Origin of the sequence: Actinomadura sp. KC345, assembly GCF_004348515.1 — a bacterium.
Lineage (GTDB): Bacteria > Actinomycetota > Actinomycetes > Streptosporangiales > Streptosporangiaceae > Spirillospora.
The window spans coordinates 1-20,223 of the sequence record NZ_SMKH01000013.1; the positions used below are offsets into that span (position 1 = coordinate 1).

The 20,223-nt window shown below is 73.2% G+C and carries 19 protein-coding genes; 4 read left to right on the forward strand and 15 right to left on the reverse strand.

Annotated features, from left to right (window positions below; translation table 11 throughout):
- A partial coding sequence (locus E1281_RS03835; protein WP_243716553.1) for a permease prefix domain 1-containing protein occupies positions 1-395 on the reverse strand: 395 nt, incomplete at its 3' end.
- Complete coding sequence (locus E1281_RS03840) at positions 392-733, reverse strand: helix-turn-helix transcriptional regulator (RefSeq protein ID WP_131875723.1); 342 nt, start codon at positions 731-733, stop codon at positions 392-394. The genes E1281_RS03835 and E1281_RS03840, both read right to left, overlap by 4 nt.
- Positions 734-805: 72 nt before the next feature.
- Between E1281_RS03840 and E1281_RS03845 the strand changes: the two genes are divergently transcribed.
- Entirely contained in the window at positions 806-1,246 is a 441-nt protein-coding gene (locus E1281_RS03845) for a hypothetical protein (RefSeq protein ID WP_131875724.1), read from the forward strand.
- 7 nt (positions 1,247-1,253) lie between these two features.
- On the opposite strand, the gene E1281_RS03850 is transcribed toward E1281_RS03845, so the two are convergent.
- The 13 genes from E1281_RS03850 to tkt form a co-directional block, all read right to left on the reverse strand.
- Positions 1,254-1,724: a MarR family transcriptional regulator gene (locus tag E1281_RS03850; RefSeq protein ID WP_131875725.1), complete on the reverse strand. Its 471-nt coding sequence runs from the start codon at positions 1,722-1,724 to the stop codon at positions 1,254-1,256.
- Positions 1,725-1,819: 95 nt separating this feature from the next.
- Positions 1,820-2,485, reverse strand: a complete 666-nt coding sequence (locus E1281_RS03855) for a response regulator transcription factor (RefSeq protein WP_131875726.1) — start codon at positions 2,483-2,485, stop codon at positions 1,820-1,822.
- Between the two features lie 27 nt (positions 2,486-2,512).
- Entirely contained in the window at positions 2,513-2,941 is a 429-nt protein-coding gene (locus E1281_RS03860) for a pyridoxamine 5'-phosphate oxidase family protein (RefSeq protein ID WP_131875727.1), read from the reverse strand.
- A gap of 37 nt (positions 2,942-2,978) precedes the next feature.
- Positions 2,979-4,118, reverse strand: coding sequence for a histidine kinase (locus E1281_RS03865; RefSeq protein ID WP_207943087.1), 1,140 nt, complete (start codon positions 4,116-4,118; stop codon positions 2,979-2,981).
- An 81-nt stretch (positions 4,119-4,199) separates the two neighbouring features.
- Positions 4,200-4,532, reverse strand: a complete 333-nt coding sequence (locus tag E1281_RS03870) for a cupin domain-containing protein (protein WP_131875729.1) — start codon at positions 4,530-4,532, stop codon at positions 4,200-4,202.
- Between the two features lie 44 nt (positions 4,533-4,576).
- Positions 4,577-5,788 (reverse strand): Ig-like domain-containing protein, encoded by a 1,212-nt coding sequence (locus E1281_RS03875; protein WP_131875730.1) that lies wholly within the window; start codon positions 5,786-5,788, stop codon positions 4,577-4,579.
- Positions 5,789-5,916: 128 nt separating this feature from the next.
- On the reverse strand, positions 5,917-6,678 hold the full coding sequence (gene pgl, locus E1281_RS03880; protein ID WP_131875731.1) for a 6-phosphogluconolactonase: 762 nt from the start codon (positions 6,676-6,678) through the stop codon (positions 5,917-5,919).
- Positions 6,675-7,745: a glucose-6-phosphate dehydrogenase assembly protein OpcA gene (locus E1281_RS03885; RefSeq protein WP_207943088.1), complete on the reverse strand. Its 1,071-nt coding sequence runs from the start codon at positions 7,743-7,745 to the stop codon at positions 6,675-6,677. Before E1281_RS03885 ends, pgl begins: the two co-directional genes overlap by 4 nt.
- A gap of 22 nt (positions 7,746-7,767) precedes the next feature.
- Positions 7,768-9,294: a glucose-6-phosphate dehydrogenase gene (gene zwf / locus E1281_RS03890; RefSeq protein ID WP_131875732.1), complete on the reverse strand. Its 1,527-nt coding sequence runs from the start codon at positions 9,292-9,294 to the stop codon at positions 7,768-7,770.
- 243 nt (positions 9,295-9,537) lie between these two features.
- Entirely contained in the window at positions 9,538-11,256 is a 1,719-nt protein-coding gene (locus E1281_RS03895) for a phosphoheptose isomerase (RefSeq protein ID WP_131875733.1), read from the reverse strand.
- Positions 11,257-11,338: 82 nt separating this feature from the next.
- Complete coding sequence (locus E1281_RS03900; RefSeq protein ID WP_131875734.1) at positions 11,339-13,024, reverse strand: glucose-6-phosphate isomerase; 1,686 nt, start codon at positions 13,022-13,024, stop codon at positions 11,339-11,341.
- The gene (gene tal / locus E1281_RS03905; protein WP_131875735.1) at positions 13,021-14,136 is read right to left on the reverse strand and encodes a transaldolase; all 1,116 of its coding nucleotides are present in this window, start codon (positions 14,134-14,136) and stop codon (positions 13,021-13,023) included. The genes E1281_RS03900 and tal overlap by 4 nt, the downstream gene beginning before the upstream one ends.
- Positions 14,137-14,156: 20 nt before the next feature.
- Positions 14,157-16,283, reverse strand: a complete 2,127-nt coding sequence (gene tkt / locus E1281_RS03910; RefSeq protein WP_131875736.1) for a transketolase — start codon at positions 16,281-16,283, stop codon at positions 14,157-14,159.
- A gap of 588 nt (positions 16,284-16,871) precedes the next feature.
- Between tkt and E1281_RS03915 the strand changes: the two genes are divergently transcribed.
- The 3 genes from E1281_RS03915 to E1281_RS03925 all read left to right on the forward strand — a co-directional run bounded on the left by E1281_RS03915 (position 16,872) and on the right by E1281_RS03925 (position 20,221).
- Complete coding sequence (locus E1281_RS03915; protein WP_131875761.1) at positions 16,872-17,816, forward strand: heme o synthase; 945 nt, start codon at positions 16,872-16,874, stop codon at positions 17,814-17,816.
- A gap of 137 nt (positions 17,817-17,953) precedes the next feature.
- Complete coding sequence (locus tag E1281_RS03920) at positions 17,954-19,174, forward strand: PrsW family intramembrane metalloprotease (protein WP_131875737.1); 1,221 nt, start codon at positions 17,954-17,956, stop codon at positions 19,172-19,174.
- A gap of 48 nt (positions 19,175-19,222) precedes the next feature.
- Positions 19,223-20,221: a COX15/CtaA family protein gene (locus E1281_RS03925; RefSeq protein WP_243716555.1), complete on the forward strand. Its 999-nt coding sequence runs from the start codon at positions 19,223-19,225 to the stop codon at positions 20,219-20,221.
- Positions 20,222-20,223 lie beyond the last annotated feature (2 nt).

A 20,223-nucleotide genomic window follows, 5' to 3' on the forward strand; every position in this document is an offset into this window, starting at 1 on the left:
GCGGCGAGGAGCGCGGCGGTGACGGCGACGCCCGCCAGGTGGACGGTCAGCAGCCGCGACGGCCAGCCCTCGCCGAGCCCGGCCGTCCAGATCAGCAGCCAGCACCCGGCCAGGATCGGGATATTGAGGGCGGCGGCGCGGGCGGTGTGCCGGGTCTGCGCGATGGTCAGTTCCCGCTGGCAGTGGGGGAGGAGTTCCTCGCCGGTCCCGAACTCGCGCACGGCCTGGTGGGCGGCCCGGTCGAAGGGCATCCCGCCGGTCGTGTGCGCCTCGACGGTGTCGTGGAGGCCATCGCGGATCTCCTCGACCAGCCGCGCCTTGACCCGGGACGGGCCGTGCAGGTTCGCCGCCAGGGACTCGACGTAGTCCTCGACCACGTCTCCGGTGGCGGTCATGAGGCCGGGTGCGGGGGAGCGGCGGGGTTCAGGACGGAGCCGATCGCGGCCGTGAACTCCTCCCACGCCGAGCGCTCGCTGGCCAGGCGGCGGCGTCCGGCGTCGGTCAGCTCGTAGGAGCGGCGGCGCCGCTCGCCGACCGAGTCCCACGTGCTGCGCAGCAACCCGAGCCGCTCCAGCTTCGTCAGCGCCGGATAGATCGTGCCCGTGCGCAGTTCCAGTGTCCCCCCGCTGCGTTCCTGGACCGCCGCGATGATCGCGTAGCCGTGCAGCGGGCCGCCTTCGAGCACGGCGAGCAGCAGCCCGTCCAGATGCCCGCGTACCGCGTCAGCCCTCATAGGTAGGCAGCCTACACAATGGTCGCGTAGGCATGGTACGTATTGGTAGCCAACACATTTGGAGGGTACGCAATGGCGAAGTTTCTCCTGTCCGTGCACGTGCTGGCGGCGATCCTGGCGATCGGGCCGATCACCGTGGCCGCGTCGCTGTTCCCCCGCTACGTGAAGGAGCCGGCGGCCGAGGGGGCGGACGCCGGGACGGCCGCGTTCCTGCACCGGATCTGCCGCGGCTACGCCCTCGTCGGCCTCGCCGTCCCGGCCTTCGGGTTCGCGACCGCCGCGCAGCTCGGCGTGCTCACCGACGCCTGGCTGATCGCCTCGATCGTCCTGACCGCGGTCGCGGCGGGCATCCTCGCGGTGGCGATCCTGCCCGCCCAGCAGCGGCTCCTGAAGGCGCCCGGGGCGGGCGGCGCGGTGAGCCGGCTGACCGGCCTCACCGGCGTGTTCAACCTGCTGTGGGTGATCGTGGTCGTCCTCATGATCGTCCGGCCGGGCTCGACCACGAGCGCGTGACCGCGCGTCAGTCCTCGTAGGTGTGGACGAAACGGGACAGGAGGCGGGCGAACTCGGTGCGCTCCTCGTCCGTCCAGCCGCCCATGGCCTTGGCGAAGTGCTCGTGGCGGGTGCGGCGGGTGGCCTCCATGACGGCCTGCCCGGCGTCGGTCAGCTCCAGGTGGATGCGCCGCCCGTCCGCCTGGGACGCGACGCGGCGCACGTAGCCGGACTTGACGGCCTCGGCCACGATGCGGCTGCCGCGCGACGCGTCGACGCCGAGGCGGGCGGCGACCAGCCCGACGCTCATCTCCTGGCCGTCGTGGTCGGGGCCCTCGTCGACGACGTCCACCACATGCAGGACCTGGACGTCCACGGGGAGGTTGTGCTCCCGGATCGCCGCCTTGCCCAGGCGCCGGCGCGACATCCCGCGCCGCAGCCTGACCATGCTCCGCTCAACGGCGTCCACCGCTCCGTCGTGCACCGCCTCTTCGCGCATGGAGAACCACTCTAGCCAGCTTCGTCCCTCATGTATGTGTGATCAGCATTCCCATGTCTCATGCATGTAATGCCGGGTATCGCGCGGGCCGGGAGTTAGTCGTCGAGGGCGGCGTCGTGGACGAGGAGGGCTATCTGCACGCGGTTGTTCAACTCCAGCTTCGTCAGCAGCCGCGACACGTACGCCTTCACGGTGGCGACGCTGAGCGACAGCTCCCGGCCGATCTCGCTGTTGGTGCGGCCCCGGCCGACCAGGGCGGCCACGGCGCGCTCGCCCTCGCTCAGCCGGTCCAGCAGCTCCCGCGCGCGGGCCTGGCGCGGGTCGGCGCCGGATTCGGCGACGTACGACATCATCTTGCGCAGCACCGCCGGCGACATCATCGGCTCGCCCGCCGCGACCTCCCGGATCGCCCGGACGATCTCCGGCGGCGGGGTGTGCTTCAGCAGGAAGCCGCTCGCGCCCGCCCGCATCGCGCGCACGATGTGGTCGTCGGTGTCGAACGTCGTCAGGATGATGATCTCGGGTGGATCGCGGCGGGAGCGCAGCAGCTCGGTCGCCGCGAGCCCGTCCATGCGGGGCATGCGGATGTCCATCAGGACGACGTCGGGCCGGTGCTGGTTCACGGCGGGCACCACCTCGGCGCCGTCGGCGACGTCCGCCACGACCTCCAGGTCCTCGGCGTTCGACAGCATCATCGACAGGCCGGCGCGGACGAGGGCGTCGTCGTCCACGATCAGCACACGGGTGGGCGCGGAGTCCATTGCGTCACCCTAGGGCCTGCCCGGGAACTACGGGCGGTGCAGGCGCCGCCCGGTGACCTCGCGCGCCGACAGCCGGAACCACGCCTCGCGGTCGCCGCCCGGCCACGGGTCGACCCGCGCGACGGACGCCTGCTCCTCGTCGGTCAGCGGGTGGGCGCCGCCGCGCAGCAGGACGCTCCACCCCTCGTGGCTCGACTCGTCGAACCGGTCGACCTCGAACGCCGCCCGGACCTCGCCGCCCGCCACGGACGTCAGCAGGCTGCGGTTCAGCCGGCCGGTGACCGACGTCCGGAAGATCACCGCGTCGCCGTCGACGGCGTAGTTCACCGGGACGACCGTGGGCCCCTCGCCGTCGTCGAAGGCCACGCGGCCGATGCCGCCCCGGCCGAGCAGCTCCATGCAGTCGGTGCGGCCGAGCTCTTCCAGGACGGGCTGTGCCGAGGAGTTCGATGCCATGCCTCCCACCCTTCCCACCGTCCCGGACCGCCATGCGCTAGAGGGGCAGGCGGGCGTGCAGGCGGAAGCGGCCGTCGCCGGTCCCGCCGTGCTCCAGCGTGCCGCCGAGCAGGGCCACCCGCTCGGCGAGGCCGACGAGCCCCGCGCCCGAGCCGGGGATCTTGAGCGCGGAGGGGCCGGGCGGCAGCGCGTTGACGATCTCGATGTCCAGATCCGTCCCGGCGGCGAGGCGCACCCGGACCCGGGCGCCGGGCGCGTGCTTGCGGGCGTTGGTCAGCCCCTCCTGGACGATGCGGTAGGCGTGCCGGCCGACGCGGGACGGGACGCGGTCCGGGTCGGGCACGTGCTCGTCCAGCGTGACGTCGCCCCCGGCGCGCCGCGACTCCTCGACGAGCTCGGGCACGTCGGCGAGCGTCGGCTGCGGGCGTTCAGGTTCCGTGCCGGGGGAGTCGTCGCGCAGGACGCCGATCACCTCGCGCAGGTCCTCCATCGCCTCGAAGGCGCTCTGCCGGATGACCCCGGCGGCCTCGCGCTGGTCGGCGGGCGCGTCCGGGCGGAACTCCAGCGCCCCCGCGTGCACGGCCAGCAGCGAGATCCGGTGCGCGAGGACGTCGTGCATCTCGCGGGCGATCCGCTCGCGCTCCAGGAGCCGCCCCTCCTCGACGCGCAGCCGCTGCTCGGTCTCGGCGGCGCGGGCCCGCTCCTCCAGCGACTCGATGAGCATCCGCCGGGACCGGACGAGCATCCCCGCCGTGACCAGCGTCGCGTGCAGCAGCGTGAACACGACGGCGCCCTCCACGAAGTCCGTCCCGGACGACACCAGCCAGAACATCGTGATGATCAGCGCCAGGTTCAGGCCGGCGATCGGCAGGGCCGTCCGCCAGGGCCGCAGCATCGCCAGGGCGTACATGGCGATCGCGGCGGTGCCGAACATCGTCGTCGCGACCCACTGCGTCACGAGCAGGGCGACCGCGACGGCGACCGGACGCCGGCGCCGGAACAGCAGCAGGACCACCAGGGACACCGCGCCCGCCGCCAGTTCGAACCGCACCGAGATCGTCTCCCCGGGCACCGGATCCTCGATCGTCGCCTGGAGAAGCAGCAGGCCGAGCAGCGCCGCCGCCGCGGTGGCCCCCGCGTCGCCGAGCCAGTCGCGCAGTGGTCGCCTGAGATTCACGACGCCAACGTTAGCCAGGCCGCTCCGCGGGGGGAGCGGCCGCAGGTCGGTGCGGCATCGACTTTGGTAGCCGCGGCGGTCTCAGCCGGTCTTGGCGACCGTGAGCAGGATCGCGGAGTCCTCCAGCGCCTCCAGGGCGTGCCGCGCCTCCGGGACGATCAGGAGGTCCCCGGCGATCCCGTCCCAGGAGTCCTCGCCGCTCAGCAGCCGCACCCGTCCGCGCAGGACCGAGATCGTCGCCTCGCCGGGGTTCTCGTGCTCCGACAGCGTCGTGCCGGAGGTCAGCGCGATGAGCGTCTGGCGCAGGACGTGCTCGTGGCCGCCGTAGACGGTGCCGGCGCTGCGTCCGGTGGAGGTCGCGGCGGCGCGCTTCAGGTGGTCCCGGACCAGCGCGTCCAACGAGAGCTTCTGCATGCCGCCAAGTGTGCCAGTGCCTCACCGGACGCCGTCGGCGCGGGTCAGCCGAGCGGCGTGCCCGTGACCGGCTTGCCGACCGCGCTGCCTTCCAGCCAGTCCTCCCACGACTTCGCCCACGGCGTCGGCCCGTTGCCGAACTCCAGCTTCCGGGAGGTTCCCTGCACCTTGACGATGTCGCCCCGGTCGGTGAAGTCGAAGAACCACTTGGCGTTCGCCGCGGACATGTTCACGCATCCGTGGCTGACGTTGTCGCTGCCCTGCGAGGTGGTCGACCACGGCGCCGAGTGCACGAACACGCCGCTGTAGGTGAGGCGGACGTTCCACTTGGTCGGTATCCGGTACTCGCCCGGGTTACCGGTCGTCGCCGAGTCCATGATGATGTCCTTCGCCTTCTCCTGGGCGATCATCGTGCCGCTGTAGCTCTCGTGGCCGGGCTTGCCGAGGCTGACGTCGATGGTCTTCACCGTCTCGCCGTTCTCGGTGACCGTCGCCCGGTGCTTCTGGGCGTCGACGGTGGTGATGTGCTTCTCGCCGACGGTGAAGCTCGCGCTGCGGTCCTCCACCCCGTACACGCCATCGGCGATCTTCACTCCCGCCAGGTGCGCGGTGACCTTCACCTTCTGGCCGGTCGGCCAGTAGTCGCGGGGACGGAACTGGACGTGCTCGTCGTCGATCCAGTACCAGGCGCCCTGGACCGGCTTGGACATCTGGACCTCAAGGGCCTTCTCCACCGCCACCTTGCCGGCCTTCGTGCTCACTGGCCGGGACAGCAGCAACTGGACCGGCATGCCGACGCCGACCGTCTCGCCGTCGAGCGGCGACATGCCGGTCTCCAGCTTCCCGTCCGGCTTGAGCGTCGTGAACGTGGAGGTCGCGGTGACCTCCTTGCCGCCGTCACCGGTGCCCTTGGCGGTGACCGTGTACGTCGTGGACGGCTTCAGAGTCCACGACGACTTCCACGACGTGCCGTCCCGGGCGAGCCGGCCCTCGGCCTTCTTGCGCTTCTTGCCGTAGGTGAGGGTCACGTTCGTCAGCTTGCCGTTGTCCGCCGTGACGGTGACGGGCTTCTCCGGGGCGGCCCGCTTCGTGCCGGTCGCGGGCGTGATGGAGAGCTTCACCTGTTCCGCGGCCTTGCCTCCGCCTCCGCCTCCGCCGTTTCCGCCGCCGTCGCCACCGGACGAGCAGCCGGCGGCCGCGATGACGACCGCCCCGATGATCGCCGCACACGCCCTCCCCGTCCGACCCTTGCGCACCTGAGAACTCCTCACGCTCGACGCGGGCTATCCCCTCGTCAGGGTATGCGCGGTTTTACGGAAGGCATGCGGAACGGCGGGTACTAATCGGCTCCCTCTCCTCCGGGCACAGGTTCCCCCAAGGCGCGTCAAAGCCGCGAGGCTGCGGCCCGGTCCAGCAGGAACAGGGTCCGCTCCCGGCCCCGGGCGCCCGCGACCGGGGCCTTCGCGCGGTCCGCGTCCGCCAGTCCGAGCCGGACCGCCTCGGCCTTCGCCTCGCCCGCCGCCAGCATCCACACCTCCCGGGCGGCGCGCAGCACCGGGAACGTCAGCGTGATCCGCGTCGGCGGCGGTTTCGGGGCGTCCCGCACGGCCACCGCGGGACGGTCGTCGCCCAGCGCCGGCAGCCCCGGGAACAGCGACGCCACGTGCGCGTCCGGCCCGACGCCCAGCATCACCACATCAAGCGAGGGGAAGCCGAGCGGCGCCGCGGGGGAGTCCTCGGGATGCGCGGCGGCCGCCAGCTCGGCGGCGTAGCGCTCCGCGGCGACCTCCGGGTCGGCGCCGTCCGGCCCGTCCGCCGCCGGCATCGGATGCACCCGGGCGGGATCCACCGGGACGTGGTCGAGCAGCGCCTCCCGGGCGCCGGTCTCGTTGCGCTCCGGGTCCCCGGTGGGCAGGAAGCGCTCGTCGCCCCACCACACGTCCAGGCGCGCCCAGTCGATCGCGTCGCGCGCCCCGCAGGCGGCCAGCGCCGACAGCACCGCGGTGCCGACCCCGCCGCCGGTCAGCGCGACCGACGCCGAGCCCCGTGCCGCCTGGACGTCGGCGATCCGCGTCACCAGCCGCGCGGCGGCCGCCTCGGCGAGGACGTCCTGGCCGGGGTGGACCAGGACGGCCGGGGCGCTCACGCGTCCCCCGTCTCGCGAAGCCCGCCGGCTTCCTCCCCGGCGGAGTCCGCCTCCGCCTCCGTGTCCGCCTCCGCCTCCGTGTCCGCCTCCGCCTCCGTGTCCGCGTCGGCCGTGGCCGACAGCGGGTCGCTCGCCACGCCCTCGTCCGTCGCGCCGCCGGCGAGGTCCGTGGCGAACCGGGCGGCGGCCTCGTGGTACACCTCGTCGGGATCGAGGCGCCGCAGCTCCTCGGCCAGCAGCTCCGCCATCGGGCGCCGCAGCAGCGACACCTGCCGGTCGGGCTGGCCCGGCCGGCACAGCGTCGCGACCCGCCCGTCCGGGCGGTGGATCTGGATGTCGCCGCCGGTCGTGGTCATCCGGACGCCGGTGAGGCCGGGCCCCTCCGAGACCGCGCGGGTCACCGGGACGCCGAGCCGGAGCGACAGCCACGCCGCCAGCAGCTCCGCGCTCGGGCTGTCCGGCTCCGCCGTCACCTCGCCGGAGGTGATCTCGTCGTGCTTCTGGTCCAGCGCCGCGGCCAGCAGCGACCGCCAGGAGGTCAGCCGCGTCCAGGTGAAGTCGGTGTCGCCCGGACGGTACCCCTCGGCGAGCTGCGCGAGGGTGCCGAGCCGGTCCCGGGCCGCGTAGGAGTCGGTCACCCGGCGCTGCGCCAGCATGCCGAGCGGATCCTTGGCGGGCACCTTCGGCACCTTGCCGCCCGGCCACCACGTCACCACCGGGGTGTCGGGCATCAGCAGCGGGACGACCACCGAGTCGGCGTGCTCGGCGAGCGGCCCGTACATGCGCAGCAGGACCGTCTCGCCCGGCCCGGTCTCGCCCATGCGGATCTCGGCGTCCAGCCGGGAGGAGCCGCCGCGCGGGTCGCGGGAGATGACGGTCAGCACCCGGCAGGGATGCTCGCGCGCCGCCTCCGTCGCCGCGCGCACCGCGTCGTACTGCGCCGACTCGTCGGTCATGATGATCAAGGTGAGCACCATCCCGACGGCGGGGCCGCCCATCAGATGCCGGGACTGCGTCAGCGCGTCCTGGATCTTGCGGGTGGTGGTCCCGGTGAGGTCGATGTTCATGTGACTAAGCCCCCGTCTCGTCTTAGAGCCGCCGCCAGACGCGCCCGTCGCGCGCCATCAGCTCGTCGGCGCTGTCCGGCCCGTAACCGCCGGACCTGTACTGGTCGAGACCGCTGCGGCTCGCCCAGTACTCGGCGATGGGGTCGAGGATCTTCCAGGACAGCTCGACCTCCTCCTGCCGGGGGAACAGCGGCGGGTCGCCGATCAGGACGTCCAGCAGCAGCCGCTCGTAGGCCTCCGGGGAGGTCTCGGTGAACGACTCGCCGTAGGCGAAGTCCATGTTGACGTCGCGGATCTCCATCGAGGTGCCGGGCACCTTCGAGCCGAACCGGACGGTGATGCCCTCGTCCGGCTGCACCCGCATGACCAGGGCGTTCTGCCCGAGTTCCTCGGTGTCGGTCTCCGAGAACGGCTGGTGCGGCGCCTGCTGGAACACCATCGCCACCTCCGTCACCCGGCGGCTGAGGCGCTTGCCGGTGCGCAGGTAGAACGGGACGCCCGCCCAGCGGCGGTTCTGGATCTCCAGCTTGATCGCGGCGTAGGTCTCGGTCCGGGAGTCGGCCGGGATGCCCTCCTCGTCCAGGTAGCCGCGGACGTTCACGCCGCCCTGCCAGCCCGCCGCGTACTGCCCCCGCGCGGTGGACTCGGCCAGGTCGCCGGGCAGCCGCACCGAGGAGAGGATCTTGGCCTTCTCGGCCCGGACGGCCTCGGCGCTGAACGAGGTGGGCTCCTCCATCGCGGTCAGCGCCAGCAGCTGCAGCAGGTGGTTCTGGATGACGTCGCGCGCCGCGCCGATCCCGTCGTAGTACCCGGCGCGGCCGCCGATGCCGATGTCCTCGGCCATCGTGATCTGCACGTGGTCGACGAACGACCGGTTCCAGATCGGCTCGAACATCGCGTTGGCGAACCGCAGCGCCAGGATGTTCTGCACCGTCTCCTTGCCGAGGTAGTGGTCGATCCGGAAGATCGACTCCTCGGGGAAGACCCGGTGGACGGTGTCGTTCAGCTCCACCGCGGTCTTCAGGTCCCGGCCGAACGGCTTCTCGATGACGACCCGCCGCCAGGCGCCCTGCGTGCGGTCGGCGAGGCCGCTGCGCTGGAGCTGCTCCACGACCTTCTCGAAGAACTTCGGCGGGATCGACAGGTAGAAGGCGTAGTTGCCGCCCGTGCCGCGGGTCTCGTCCAGCTCCTTCACGGCCATCGACAGCGCGTCGAACGCCCCCGGGTCGTCGAACGTGCCGGGGACGAAGTGCATGCCCTCCGACAGGTGCGTCCACACGTCCTCGCGGAACGGGGTCCGCGCGTGCCGCTTGACCGACTCGTAGGCGATCTGCCGGAAGTCCTGGTGGTCCCACTCGCGGCGGGCGAAGCCGACCAGGGAGAAGCCCGGCGGCAGCAGCCCCCGGTTCGACAGGTCGTAGATCGCCGGCAGCAGCTTCTTGCGGGCCAGGTCGCCGGTCACGCCGAACAGCACGAGCACGCACGGTCCCGCCACCCGCGGCAGGCGCTTGTCCCGCGGGTCGCGGAGCGGATTCGTCGGGTCGGTCACATGGCCCCCTCTGGTCGCGCTGCAGCCCGCTGCGCCGCCTCAAGTCCTACTACTCCTGCAAGCATCCTGCCCTCACTGCTCATTCTCTGCGACCGCGCGCGTTCGCGCGGCAACCCGCGCATGGCGGTACGCCGGACCGGCGGCGCCGACCCGGATCCGGCACGTCGGGACGACGTTCCCGGTGACCGGCGGGCAAACGCGCTCGGTGACGGCCGCCTCCCCCCGAGACGACGGCGTTGGAGGTCACGGCCTGCGCGCCCCCGCCACCGAGCGCATCGCCTCGGTGAGCCTGCCCGCGCCCTCGACCGGGTCGCGCAGATGCAGCCGGATCACCGGCAGCCTGCGCTCGCGCAGCGCCCGCAGCTCGGCCAGCGCCCGCGCGAGCTGGAGCTTCGCCAGGCTGTAGGGGCGGCCGGGGACGGGGTGCGAGGCCAGCGTGTCACCCGGCGCCGGGTCGCCGGTGATGATGAGGAACGCGCCGTTGCCCGGACCGTCCTTGTGCACCGTCCCGGTCGCGTGCGGGTACGCCGGCCCCGGGCCGTAGGCGACGGGGCGCCCTGACCCGCGGGCCATGGACGGCGCGAGGTAGCGCCCGGAGAAGTCACCGGACAGGTACGTCATGACCGACAGGTACCCGTCGTTGGGGACCGAGGCGACCAGCCCGCCGAGGACGGTCCGCAGCTCCGCGCCGGGCGGCCACGGGAAGTCGGCGTACACCTCGATGTCGTCCTCGACGTACACCGGCTCCTCCGCGGTCAGCGGACCCGAGCCCGCCGAGCGCAGCATCGTCGCCGCGTCGTCCTCGGACTCCTGGACGACGGTGCTGCCCGCCTCGAACGGGTTCACGCCGAGCAGCCACCCGGAGACCGCCGTCGCGTACTCCCACAGCAGGAACTGCGCGCCGAGCGGGGCCCACACGGAGGTGTCGGACTCGTCCTCGACCGCCGACCTCGGATTGATCGACACGCCGTGCACGTCGGGGAAGTCGCCGCGTCCGCCGGGCGGCTCGAACGCCACCACGCCGCGGCCGCGCTTGCCGGTGCCGACCGCGAGGAGCTGGGAGATCCAGGCGCTCAGCGCGCCCGGCCCGCCGGGCTCGCGCAGCAGCACCTTGTCGCGGGCCAGCCCGCCGGGGCCCTGCTGCGCGCAGCCGCCGAGGACCGCGCCGAGCAGGAGGCCCGGGTTGTCCTCGTCCTTGCCCAGCGACGGCACCAGCGACGCCGCCTCGTCCAGCAGGCGCTCGGCGTCGGCGCCCGCGAGCACGGACGGGACGAGCCCGTAGGCCGACAGCGCCCCGTAGTGCCCCGGCAGGTAGGGGTCGGTCAGCCCGATCCGGTAGCCGCACTGGCGCGCGAAGTCGTGCAGGGGGCTCCCGTGGTCGGTGATGACCAGGAACCGGCCCGCGGCCTCCCGTTCCGACATGCCGTGCTCACGGAACGCGGCGGAGAAGATCCTGCGGTAGGCGTCGCCCTCCAGCGACACGCCCGCCTTGCTGGCCAGCACGACGAGCGTCCGGTCGAGCCGCTCCATGGCGAACGCGAGCGCGGCGGTGTCGCTGCCGTCCAGGACGGTCAGCTCGCCCGTCGCGCGGCCGGGGGCGTCCTGCCCCGCGGCTCCCGGCCGCGCGGCGCCGGAGCCGACGGCGACCGCGGGCGCGTGGGCGTGCGCCTCCATGATCGCCTGGGCGGCGAGGCTCTCCGCCCCGACGCCGATCAGCACGATGTGGTCGAGGCCCGAGTGGCGCGCCTCGGCGACCATCCCGTCCACCTGGTTCAGCAGCCCCCGGGAGGCGAACGGCAGGTCGAGCCAGCCCAGCCTGCTGTGGTCGACCGCGCGCCGCCCCCACAGCCGCGGGTCCTTGGCGGCGAGCGCGCCGGGGACGCCGCAGCTGACGAGGTAGTCCCTCGCCTGCAGCGCCAAGTCCAGCACGTCGCCGCGCGTCAGTACGTCGAATCCGGACACCGTTCCCTCCTGCCCCCCATCGTTTCAGGAGAGAATGCGCATTGGCGACCTATCCGTCGATCTTCTTCGGTGCCGGAGCGCGTCAGGCGAGCGCCTCCGCCAGCTGCGCGAGACCCTCCGCCCGGTCGCGCAGATGGAGGCGGAAGGAGGGACGGCCCAGCGACCGGACCACCCGCAGGTCGCCGAACGCCTGCGCGAGCTGAAGTTCCCCCAGGCTGTACGGCCGCCCCGGGACGGGGACGTCGCCGGTGACCGCGCCGGTGACCTGCAAGAACGCGCCGTTCTGCGGGCCGCCCTTGTGGTACTGGCCGACCGTGTGCAGGTAGCGCGGCCCCCACCCGAACGTGACGGGCGCCGGACGCCGGCGGACCTTCGCGGCCCGCGCCGCCAGCAGCGGCCGCAGCCCGGCCGCCGCCGCGTCGCCGTGGCGGTCCAGGTACGCCAGAACGGCGAGGTACCCGCCGTCCGGGACGCCCTCCAGGATCGCGTCCATCGCCTCGGTCAAGGTCTGCGCGCCCCGGAGCGCGTCCTGCGCCTGAGGAGCGGCGCCGTGCACCTCCACCGCCCCGGACACCAGCTCCGGCGGCCTGCTCACGACCGTGGGGGCCGTGCCCTCCTCCGACCTCAGCAGCGCCGCCGTGCTCTCCTGCGACTCGCCGACGTCCGGCTCGTCGAACGGGTCGACGCCCAGCACGCGCGCCGCCACCGCGGCGGCGTACTCCCACAGCAGGAACTGCGCGCCGAGCGGGCCCGCCACGCTCACGCCCGCCTCGCGTCCGGGACCCGGCTCGTCCTGGCGCCGGCCCAGGATGACGCGGCGCAGGTCGTCGGCCAGTTCGAAGCCCGGCGCGTCGACGCCCTCCACCACCACCGGCAGGAGGCCCTTGCCGTCCTTGCCCAGCGCGCCGCCGACCAGCTGCTCCGCCCACCCGGCGAAGCCGTCCAGACCGGATCCGTGGTCGGCGATCACCAGCTTGTCGCGGGTGCCGAGCGCGGAGGCGCCCAGCACGGCGCCCAGCGCGAGGGCGGGGTTGTCGTAGGGCTGCCGGAGCGCCGCGAGGAGCCGCGCCGCGTCGTCGAGCAGGACGTCCACGTCGACCCCGGCGAGCGCCGCCGGGACCAGCGCCCGGGCGCCGAGCGCGCCGTACCGCCCGTCGACGTCGGGTTCGGCGGGCACGAGGTGGTGGCCGACCTCGCCGGCGGCGCGGCCGAGCGCGGAGTCCTGCCCGGCCACGACGACGAACCGGCGGGCCAGCTCGGCGCCCCCCAGCCCGGCCTTGGAGAACGCGCGCCCGAAGACGCGCCGCAGCGACTCCGTCTCGATGCTCTCGCCCGACACGACCACGACCGTCCGGTGCAGGTCGCCGGCCAGCACGCCCGACACCTCGTGTGGATCGGTCGTGTCCAGGACGATCAGCTCCGCCGCCCCCTCGGCGGAGCGGAACGCGGTCCGGAACATCGCCTCGGCGGCGAGCGCGGAACCGCCCGCGCCCGCCAGGACGATCCGGTCCAGGCCCGCCGCACGGGCCTCGCCCGCCGGCTCGGCCAGCAGGTCCGCCAGCGACCGCGAGGTCTCCGGCAGCCCCAGCCAGCCCAGCCGCCGGGCGGCGAGCGGGGCCGCGTCCGGCCCCCACAGCTTCGCGTTCCCGGACGTCAGAGAGCCCGGCACGCCGTCGGAGACGAGGCGCTCCAGGAGCGTCTCGCTCTCGTCGACGACGACGCCGCGGATGGTGACCGAGATCCCCCCGGCGGTCACCACCGAGGTCATGCCCCGGCCCTCTTGGACTCCAGCTCGCCGGTGATGGAGTCGAGCAGCTCCTTCCACGACACCGCGAACTTCTCGACGCCCTCGTCCTCCAGGACCCTCACGACGTCGTCGTAGTCGACGCCCGCGTCCTTCAGCGCCGCCATGTGGGCGCGTGCGTCGTCGTAGGCGTCCCGGACGGTGTCGCCGCGGACCTGGCCGTGGTCGGCCTCGGCGACCAGCGTCGCCTCCGGCATCGTGTTGACCGTCCCCGGCGCGACCAGCTCGTCCACGTACAGCGTGTCGTTGAGGTCGGGGTCCTTCACCCCGGTGGAGGCCCACAGCGGGCGCTGGGGACGGGCCCCGGCGTCCTTCAGCGCCTTCCACCGGTCCGTGCCGAACTTCTCCTCGAACAGCGCGTACGCGAGCCGGGCGTTGGCGAGGCCCGCCTTCGAGCTCAGCGCCTCGGCCTCGGCCGAGCCGATCTTGTCGAGCCGCTTGTCGATCTCGGTGTCGACGCGGCTGACGAAGAACGAGGCCACCGAGGCGATCTTCGACAGGTCGCGGCCGGCGGCCCGTGCCTGCTCCAGCCCCGCGAAGAACGCGTCGATGACCTCGCCGTAGCGCTCCAGCGAGAAGATCAGCGTCACGTTCACGCTGATGCCCTCCGAGAGCGCCGTCGTGATCGCCGCCAGGCCCTCCTTCGTGGCCGGGATCTTGATGAACAGGTTGGGCCGGTCCACCAGCCACCACAGCGCCCGCGCCTCGGCGACCGTCCGGCGGGTGTCGCGGGCCAGCCGCGGGTCCACCTCGATCGACACGCGGCCGTCGAGGCCGTCCGTCCGGTCGTACACGGGGCGCAGCACGTCGCAGCCCCAGCGGATGTCGTAGGTGGTGATCGCGCGGGCCGCCTCCTCGACGTCCACCCCCCGCACGGCCAGGTCGCGGACCTGGTCGTCGTAGGCGGTGCCCTTGCTCAGCGCCTTGGCGAAGATCGTCGGGTTGGAGGTGACGCCGACCACGTGCTTGTCCTTGACGAGCTCGGCCAGGTTGCCCGTCCGCAGCCGCTCCCGGCTGATGTCGTCCAGCCAGATCGACACGCCCTCGTCCGAGAGCCTCTTCAGAATCTCACTCATCGCATACTCCTCAGCACGTCCTAGTTGCCGGTGGTCGAGCCCCGCCCGGCGTCCCTGACGCCGGCCCTGATCAGGCTGGCCTTCGCCGCCGCGACGACCCGCTCGGAGGTGATGCCGAACTGCAGGAACAGCGTCTTGTGGTCGGCCGACGCGCCGAAGTGCTCCAGGCTCACCGACTCGCCGGCGTCGCCGACGTAGGTGCGCCAGCCGAGCGCGACCCCGGCCTCGACCGACACGCGGGCGCGCACGCCGGGCGGCAGGACCTCCTGCCGGTAGGCGTCGCTCTGCGCCTCGAACCACTCCACGCACGGCATCGACACGACGCGGGTGGGGGTGCCCTCGGCCTGCAGCGACGTCCGGGCCTCCAGCGCGAGCTGGACCTCGCTGCCGGTCGCGATGATGATCACCTGGGGGTCGCCGCCGTCGGCGTCGGCCAGCACGTAGCCGCCCTTCGCGACGCCCTCCGCGGACGCGATCTCGCCGCCGCGTTCGAGGGTCGGCAGCGCCTGGCGGGTCAGCGCCAGGCCCGCCGGGCGGTCGGTGTGCCCGAGGACGGTCCGCCACGCCACCGCGGTCTCGTTGGCGTCCGCGGGCCGGACGACGTCCAGGCCGGGGATCGCCCGCAGCGCCCACAGGTGCTCGACCGGCTGGTGCGTCGGGCCGTCCTCGCCGAGGCCGATCGAGTCGTGCGTCCACACGAACGTGACCGGCAGCTTCATCAGTGCCGCGAGCCGCACCGCCGGGCGCATGTAGTCGCTGAAGATCAGGAACGTGCCGCCGTACGGGCGGGTCCCGCCGTGCAGCGCGATCCCGTTGCAGATCGCGCCCATGGCGTGCTCGCGGACACCGAAGTGCAGCGTGCGACCGTAGCGGTGGCCGGGGAACTCCTTGGTCTGGAACTCCTCGGGGACGAAGGACGGCTCGCCCCTCATCGTGGTGTTGTTGCTCTCGGCCAGGTCCGCCGAGCCGCCCCACAGCTCCGGCAGCACCGGCGCCAGCGACGCCAGGATCTCCCCGGACGCCTTGCGGGTCGCGACCGCGGCACCGGCCTCGAACTCCGGCAGCGCGGCCTCCCAGCCGGCGGGCAGCGTGCGGGACGAGATCCGGTCGAACTCGGCGGCGCGCTCGGGGTTCGCCTTGCGCCACGCCTCCAGCGCCGTGTTCCACTCGGCGTGGTCGGCGCGGCCGCGGTCGCGCACCTTCCGGGCGTGCTCCAGGACGTCGTCGGGGACCTCAAACGACTCGGCCGGGTCCAGGCCGAGGATCCGCTTGGTGGCGGCGACCTCGTCCGCGCCGAGCGCCGAGCCGTGCGCCTTGCCGGTGTTCTTCTTGTTCGGCGCGGGCCAGCCGATGATGGTCCGCAGCGCGATGAACGACGGGCGGGACGTCTCGGCCTGCGCCGCCGCGAACGCCTCGGCGAGCGCGGCGACGTTCTCCTCGTAGTCGCCGTTCGCCGTCCAGTCGACGTTGTGGACGTCCCAGCCGTAGGCGGCGTACCGGGCCCGCACGTCCTCCGACAGCGCGATCGCGGTGTCGTCCTCGATCGAGATGTGGTTGTCGTCGTAGAGCAGGACCAGGTTGCCGAGGCGCTGGTGGGCCGCGAGGGCGCTCGCCTCGTGGCTGATGCCCTCCATGATGTCGCCGTCGGACGCGAACGCCCAGACGGTGTGGTCGAAGGGGGACTCGCCCTGCGGCGCGTCCGGGTCGAACAGGCCGCGCTCGCGGCGCGCCGCCATCGCCATCCCGACGGCGTTCGCGACGCCCTGCCCCAGCGGGCCGGTGGTCGTCTCCACGCCCGCCGTGTGCCCGTACTCGGGGTGGCCGGGGGTGAGGCTGTCCCACTTGCGCAGCGCCTTCAGCTCGTCCAGCGTCATCGGGTAGCCCGACAGGTAGAGCTGGATGTAAAGGGTGAGGCTGGAGTGCCCGCAGGAGAGCACGAACCTGTCCCGGCCCGCCCAGTGCGGGTCGGTCGGATCGTGCCTGAGGAAGCGCTGGAACAGAAGGTAGGCGGCGGGCGCGAGGCTCATCGCCGTCCCTGGGTGACCGGAGCCCGCTTCCTCGACCGCGTCCATGGCGAGGGCGCGGATCACGTCCACCGCCCGCCGGTCCTGGTCGGACCATTCAAACGTGCTGTTGTCCCTGCTCACGGAAACGCCAGGCTCCTCTCGAACCGGTATACGTACTGACCACTCGGTTGTGCCGCTGCGGCCGGGGCACGGCCGCGACGCGACCGTCTTCGCGCCGGCCAGGCGCCGACCGCATTCCGCGGCCGGTCAAGATCGCGCCGCGCCCCTTCGGCGAGCCTATCGCGCGGGAGGGCCGCCCAGGCTGCCGCGAAACCGGCACGGGACCGGCGTGAACGCGTGTCACCGCGTCCCCGGGGGCGGGGCCGCGCCGCTCCAAGCACCCTTGCCCGGACACCCCGCGGGCTAACCCCCCGCACGGGTGATCCCGCGGGTGATCCGGTGACCCGGTGCGCGACCTCCGGAGGGGGCGGACTACAGTGATTGCGCGGTTGACGACGATGGCCGCGGCAGGATTTCCAAGCCGAAGTCGCACCCAGCCGAGGCCGGCCCGGATCGCGGGGGCGCCGCCGAGGTGGTACGCGATTTCTCATCCCTACGTTGGACGTGGACCCGATTGTGACGGTGCTCAGTAACAAGCGCGAGGCCGACTACGAGCTCGCCGGCGGCAGGGTGATCGGCGGCGAGTGGGGGCTGGAGGACGGCGAGCAGGTGCCGGGGGCGCCGGCCGCGCCGCTCGCTCCGGCGACCGCCGAGCAGGCCGCGCCCAGGACGATCGGCGCGAGCGTGCGCGCCTACGTGGCGCTGACCAAGCCGCGCGTGATCGAGCTGCTGCTGATCACGACGATCCCGGTGATGTTCCTGGCGGCCGGGGGCCTTCCGCCGCTGTCCACCGTGCTGCTGACGCTGGCGTTCGGGACGATGTCCGCCGGGGCCGCCAACGCGATCAACTGCTACATCGACCGCGACATCGACGCGAAGATGCGCCGCACCCGGCGCCGCCCGCTGGCGCGCCACCAGGTCACGCCGGCCCGCGCGCTGATCTTCGGGGTCACGCTCGCCGCGCTGTCCACGGCGGGGTTCCTGCTCGCCGTCAACCCCGTCGCCGCCGTCGGCTCGCTGTTCGCGATCCTGTTCTACGTCTTCGTGTACTCGCTGCTGCTCAAGCGGCGGACGTCCCAGAACGTCGTGTGGGGCGGCATCGCGGGGTGCATGCCCGTCCTCATCGGCTGGGCCGCGATCACCGGTGACCTCGCCTGGACCCCGTTCGTCCTGTTCGGCGTCGTGTTCCTGTGGACGCCGCCGCACACGTGGACGCTCGCGATGCGCTACCGCGAGGACTACGCGGTCGCCAAGGTCCCGATGCTGCCGGTCGTCGCCACCGAGCGGCGCGTCGTCACCGAGAGCCTCCTCTACACCTACGCGACCGTGGCCTGCTCGCTGCTGCTGTGGCCGGTGGCGGGCATGGGGCCCGTGTACGCCGCCGTCGCGGTCGTCCTGGGCACGGTGTTCCTCGCCGAGGGCCACCGGCTGCTGAAGGCGGTCCGCGCCGGGGTGACCGGCGTCCATCTCCGGCCGATGCGGTTCTTCCACCTCTCCAACGTCTACCTGGCGCTGCTTTTCACGGCAGTCGCGGTCGATCCGATCCTGCACTGACGGCCGATCCTGCACTGACGGCCGATCCTGCACCGACGGCCGTTCCTGCACCGACGGGAGAAGCCGTGACCGGACGGTCGCCATTCGTGACGGGCCGGGCTTAGCCATTCGCGCGACCTGCCGTTACGCTTCGCGTCATGGCGCGTGTCGACCCCAAGGCGGTTCTCGAAGGGCGGATCCCCGGCCGGCCCCCGGTCGGGCTCATCGTCGGCATGACCGTGTCGGGGCTCTGCGCCGTGATCGCGCTCGGGTTCACCGCCCTGTACGGGGGCCCCGGCTTCTGGGTGGGGGTGCTGCTCGCCTTCGTCCCGATCCCGGTGCTGATCGCCCTCGCGCTCACCCTCGACCGGCTGGAACCGGAACCGCCGCGCGCCCTGGCCTTCGCGTTCATGTGGGGGGCGGGCGTCGCCGTGCTCGGCGCCCTGGTGCTCAACACCGCCGGCCTGCTGTACGTGACCGTGCCCATCTTCGGCGAGGAGGAAGGCCACCTCGTCAGCGCCACGGTCGGGGCGCCCGTCATCGAGGAGGCGCTGAAGGGCGCCGTCCTGTTCGGCATGCTGTGGGTGCGCCGCAACGAGATCGACGGCTTCGCCGACGGGATCGTCTACGCCGCCATGGTCGGCCTCGGCTTCGCGATGATGGAGAACATCACCTACTACATGCGGGCGTACGAGGAGGGCGGCACGCAGCAGCTCCAGGCGGTGTTCATCCTGCGCGGCCTGATCATGCCGCTCAGCCACCCCCTGTTCACCGCCATGACCGGTCTCGGAGTCGCCTACGCGGCCACCCACCGCCGCGGCCAGGTGATCGCGCCGCTGGCCGGGCTGCTCGGCGCGATCGTCCTGCACGGGCTGTGGAACGGCTCGGCCTCGATCGGCGGCGGCCTCGTCATCGTCTACGTGCTGGACTTCTGCATCCTGATCGCGCTGATCGCCATCGTCTTCGTCGAGCGCCGGAGCACCGTCCGCCGCATCGAGACGTACCTGCCGACGTACGCCGCGACGGGCCTGGTGACGCCGCAGGACATCCGGATGCTGCGCTCCCTCCCGGCCCGCCGCGCCGCGCGCCGCTGGGCCCGCCTCGTGGGCGGCCACCGCGCCGCCCGCGCCATGACGGACTACCAGCTCGCCGCGACGGAGCTGGCGCTGCTGCACAAGCGCGCCGACCGGGGCGTCGCCGACGAGCGCTGGTTCGTCACCCGCCGCGACGCGCTCCTCGACCTGATGGCGGTGGCCAGGCAGGCGTTCCTGCGCGCCCCGCCGCGCCGCGGCACGAGCCGGGCGGCGGGCCCGCCGTGGGCCGGCCGCGGCCCGTCCGGCTTCCGCGCGCCCGAGCCGCCCGGCCCCTACGGCGGGTGACCGGGGGCCGGATCGCGGTCACCGGGACCCGGCCATACGATTGATGCCGTGGCAGAGCGACAGTCGTCCAACCTCCCGGTCCGGATGTGGAACGCCGTGTGGCGTCCGACGCCCCGGTCGCTGCGGCTGCTCGCGCTCCTCGGCGTCATCGGCAACACGGCGATCGTCGTCAGCGGCGGCGCGGTCCGCGTCACCAAGTCCGGGCTCGGCTGCCCCGACTGGCCGCGCTGCTCCGGCGACAGCCTCGTCCCCACCCCGACGCCCGACCACCACCTGCTCAACATGTCGATCGAGTTCGGCAACCGGATGGTCACCTTCGTGGTGCTGGCCGCCGGGCTGGCGGTGTTCGTCGCGGCGCTGAGGCTCCGCCCCCGCCGCAAGGAACTGGTCTGGTGGGCGCTGGCCCAGCCGATGAGCGTCGTCGCGCAGGCCGTCATCGGCGGGATCGTGGTCCTCACCGACCTGCACCCGACCGCCGTATCGCTGCACTTCCTCGTCTCGCCCGTCCTGCTGGTCTTCTGCGTGGCGCTGTGGGTCCGCGCCGGCGAGGGCGACGACCCGCCCCGGCGGCTCGCCGGCACCGGGACGCGGCTCCTCGCCGCCGCGCTGCTGGTGTCGTGCGCCGCCGTGCTCGTCGCCGGCACCGTCGTCACCGGCACCGGCCCTCACGCGGGCGACGCCGACGCCCGCCGGTACGGCTTCGACATCACCGAGGTCGTCCGGTACCACAGCGTGCTGGCCTGGGTCACCGCGGCCCTGACGGTGGCCGTCCTCGTCGCCCTGTACCGCACGGGCGCCTCCGCCGCGCGCCGGCGCGGCCGCGAGCTGGTGGCGCTCGTCGTCTTCCAGGGCGCCGTCGGCTACCTCCAGTACTTCCTGGGCGTCCCCGAGGGCCTGGTGCTCCTGCACATGCTCGGCTCGATCCTGATGTGGATCACGGCCTTCCGCCTCCTGCTCGCCCTCCGCGACCGGGGCCCCGTCCCCGAGCCGGGGGCGTCCCCGGCACCGGCCGAGGCCGCGGCCGCCGAAACTCCGCAGCCCGCCTGACC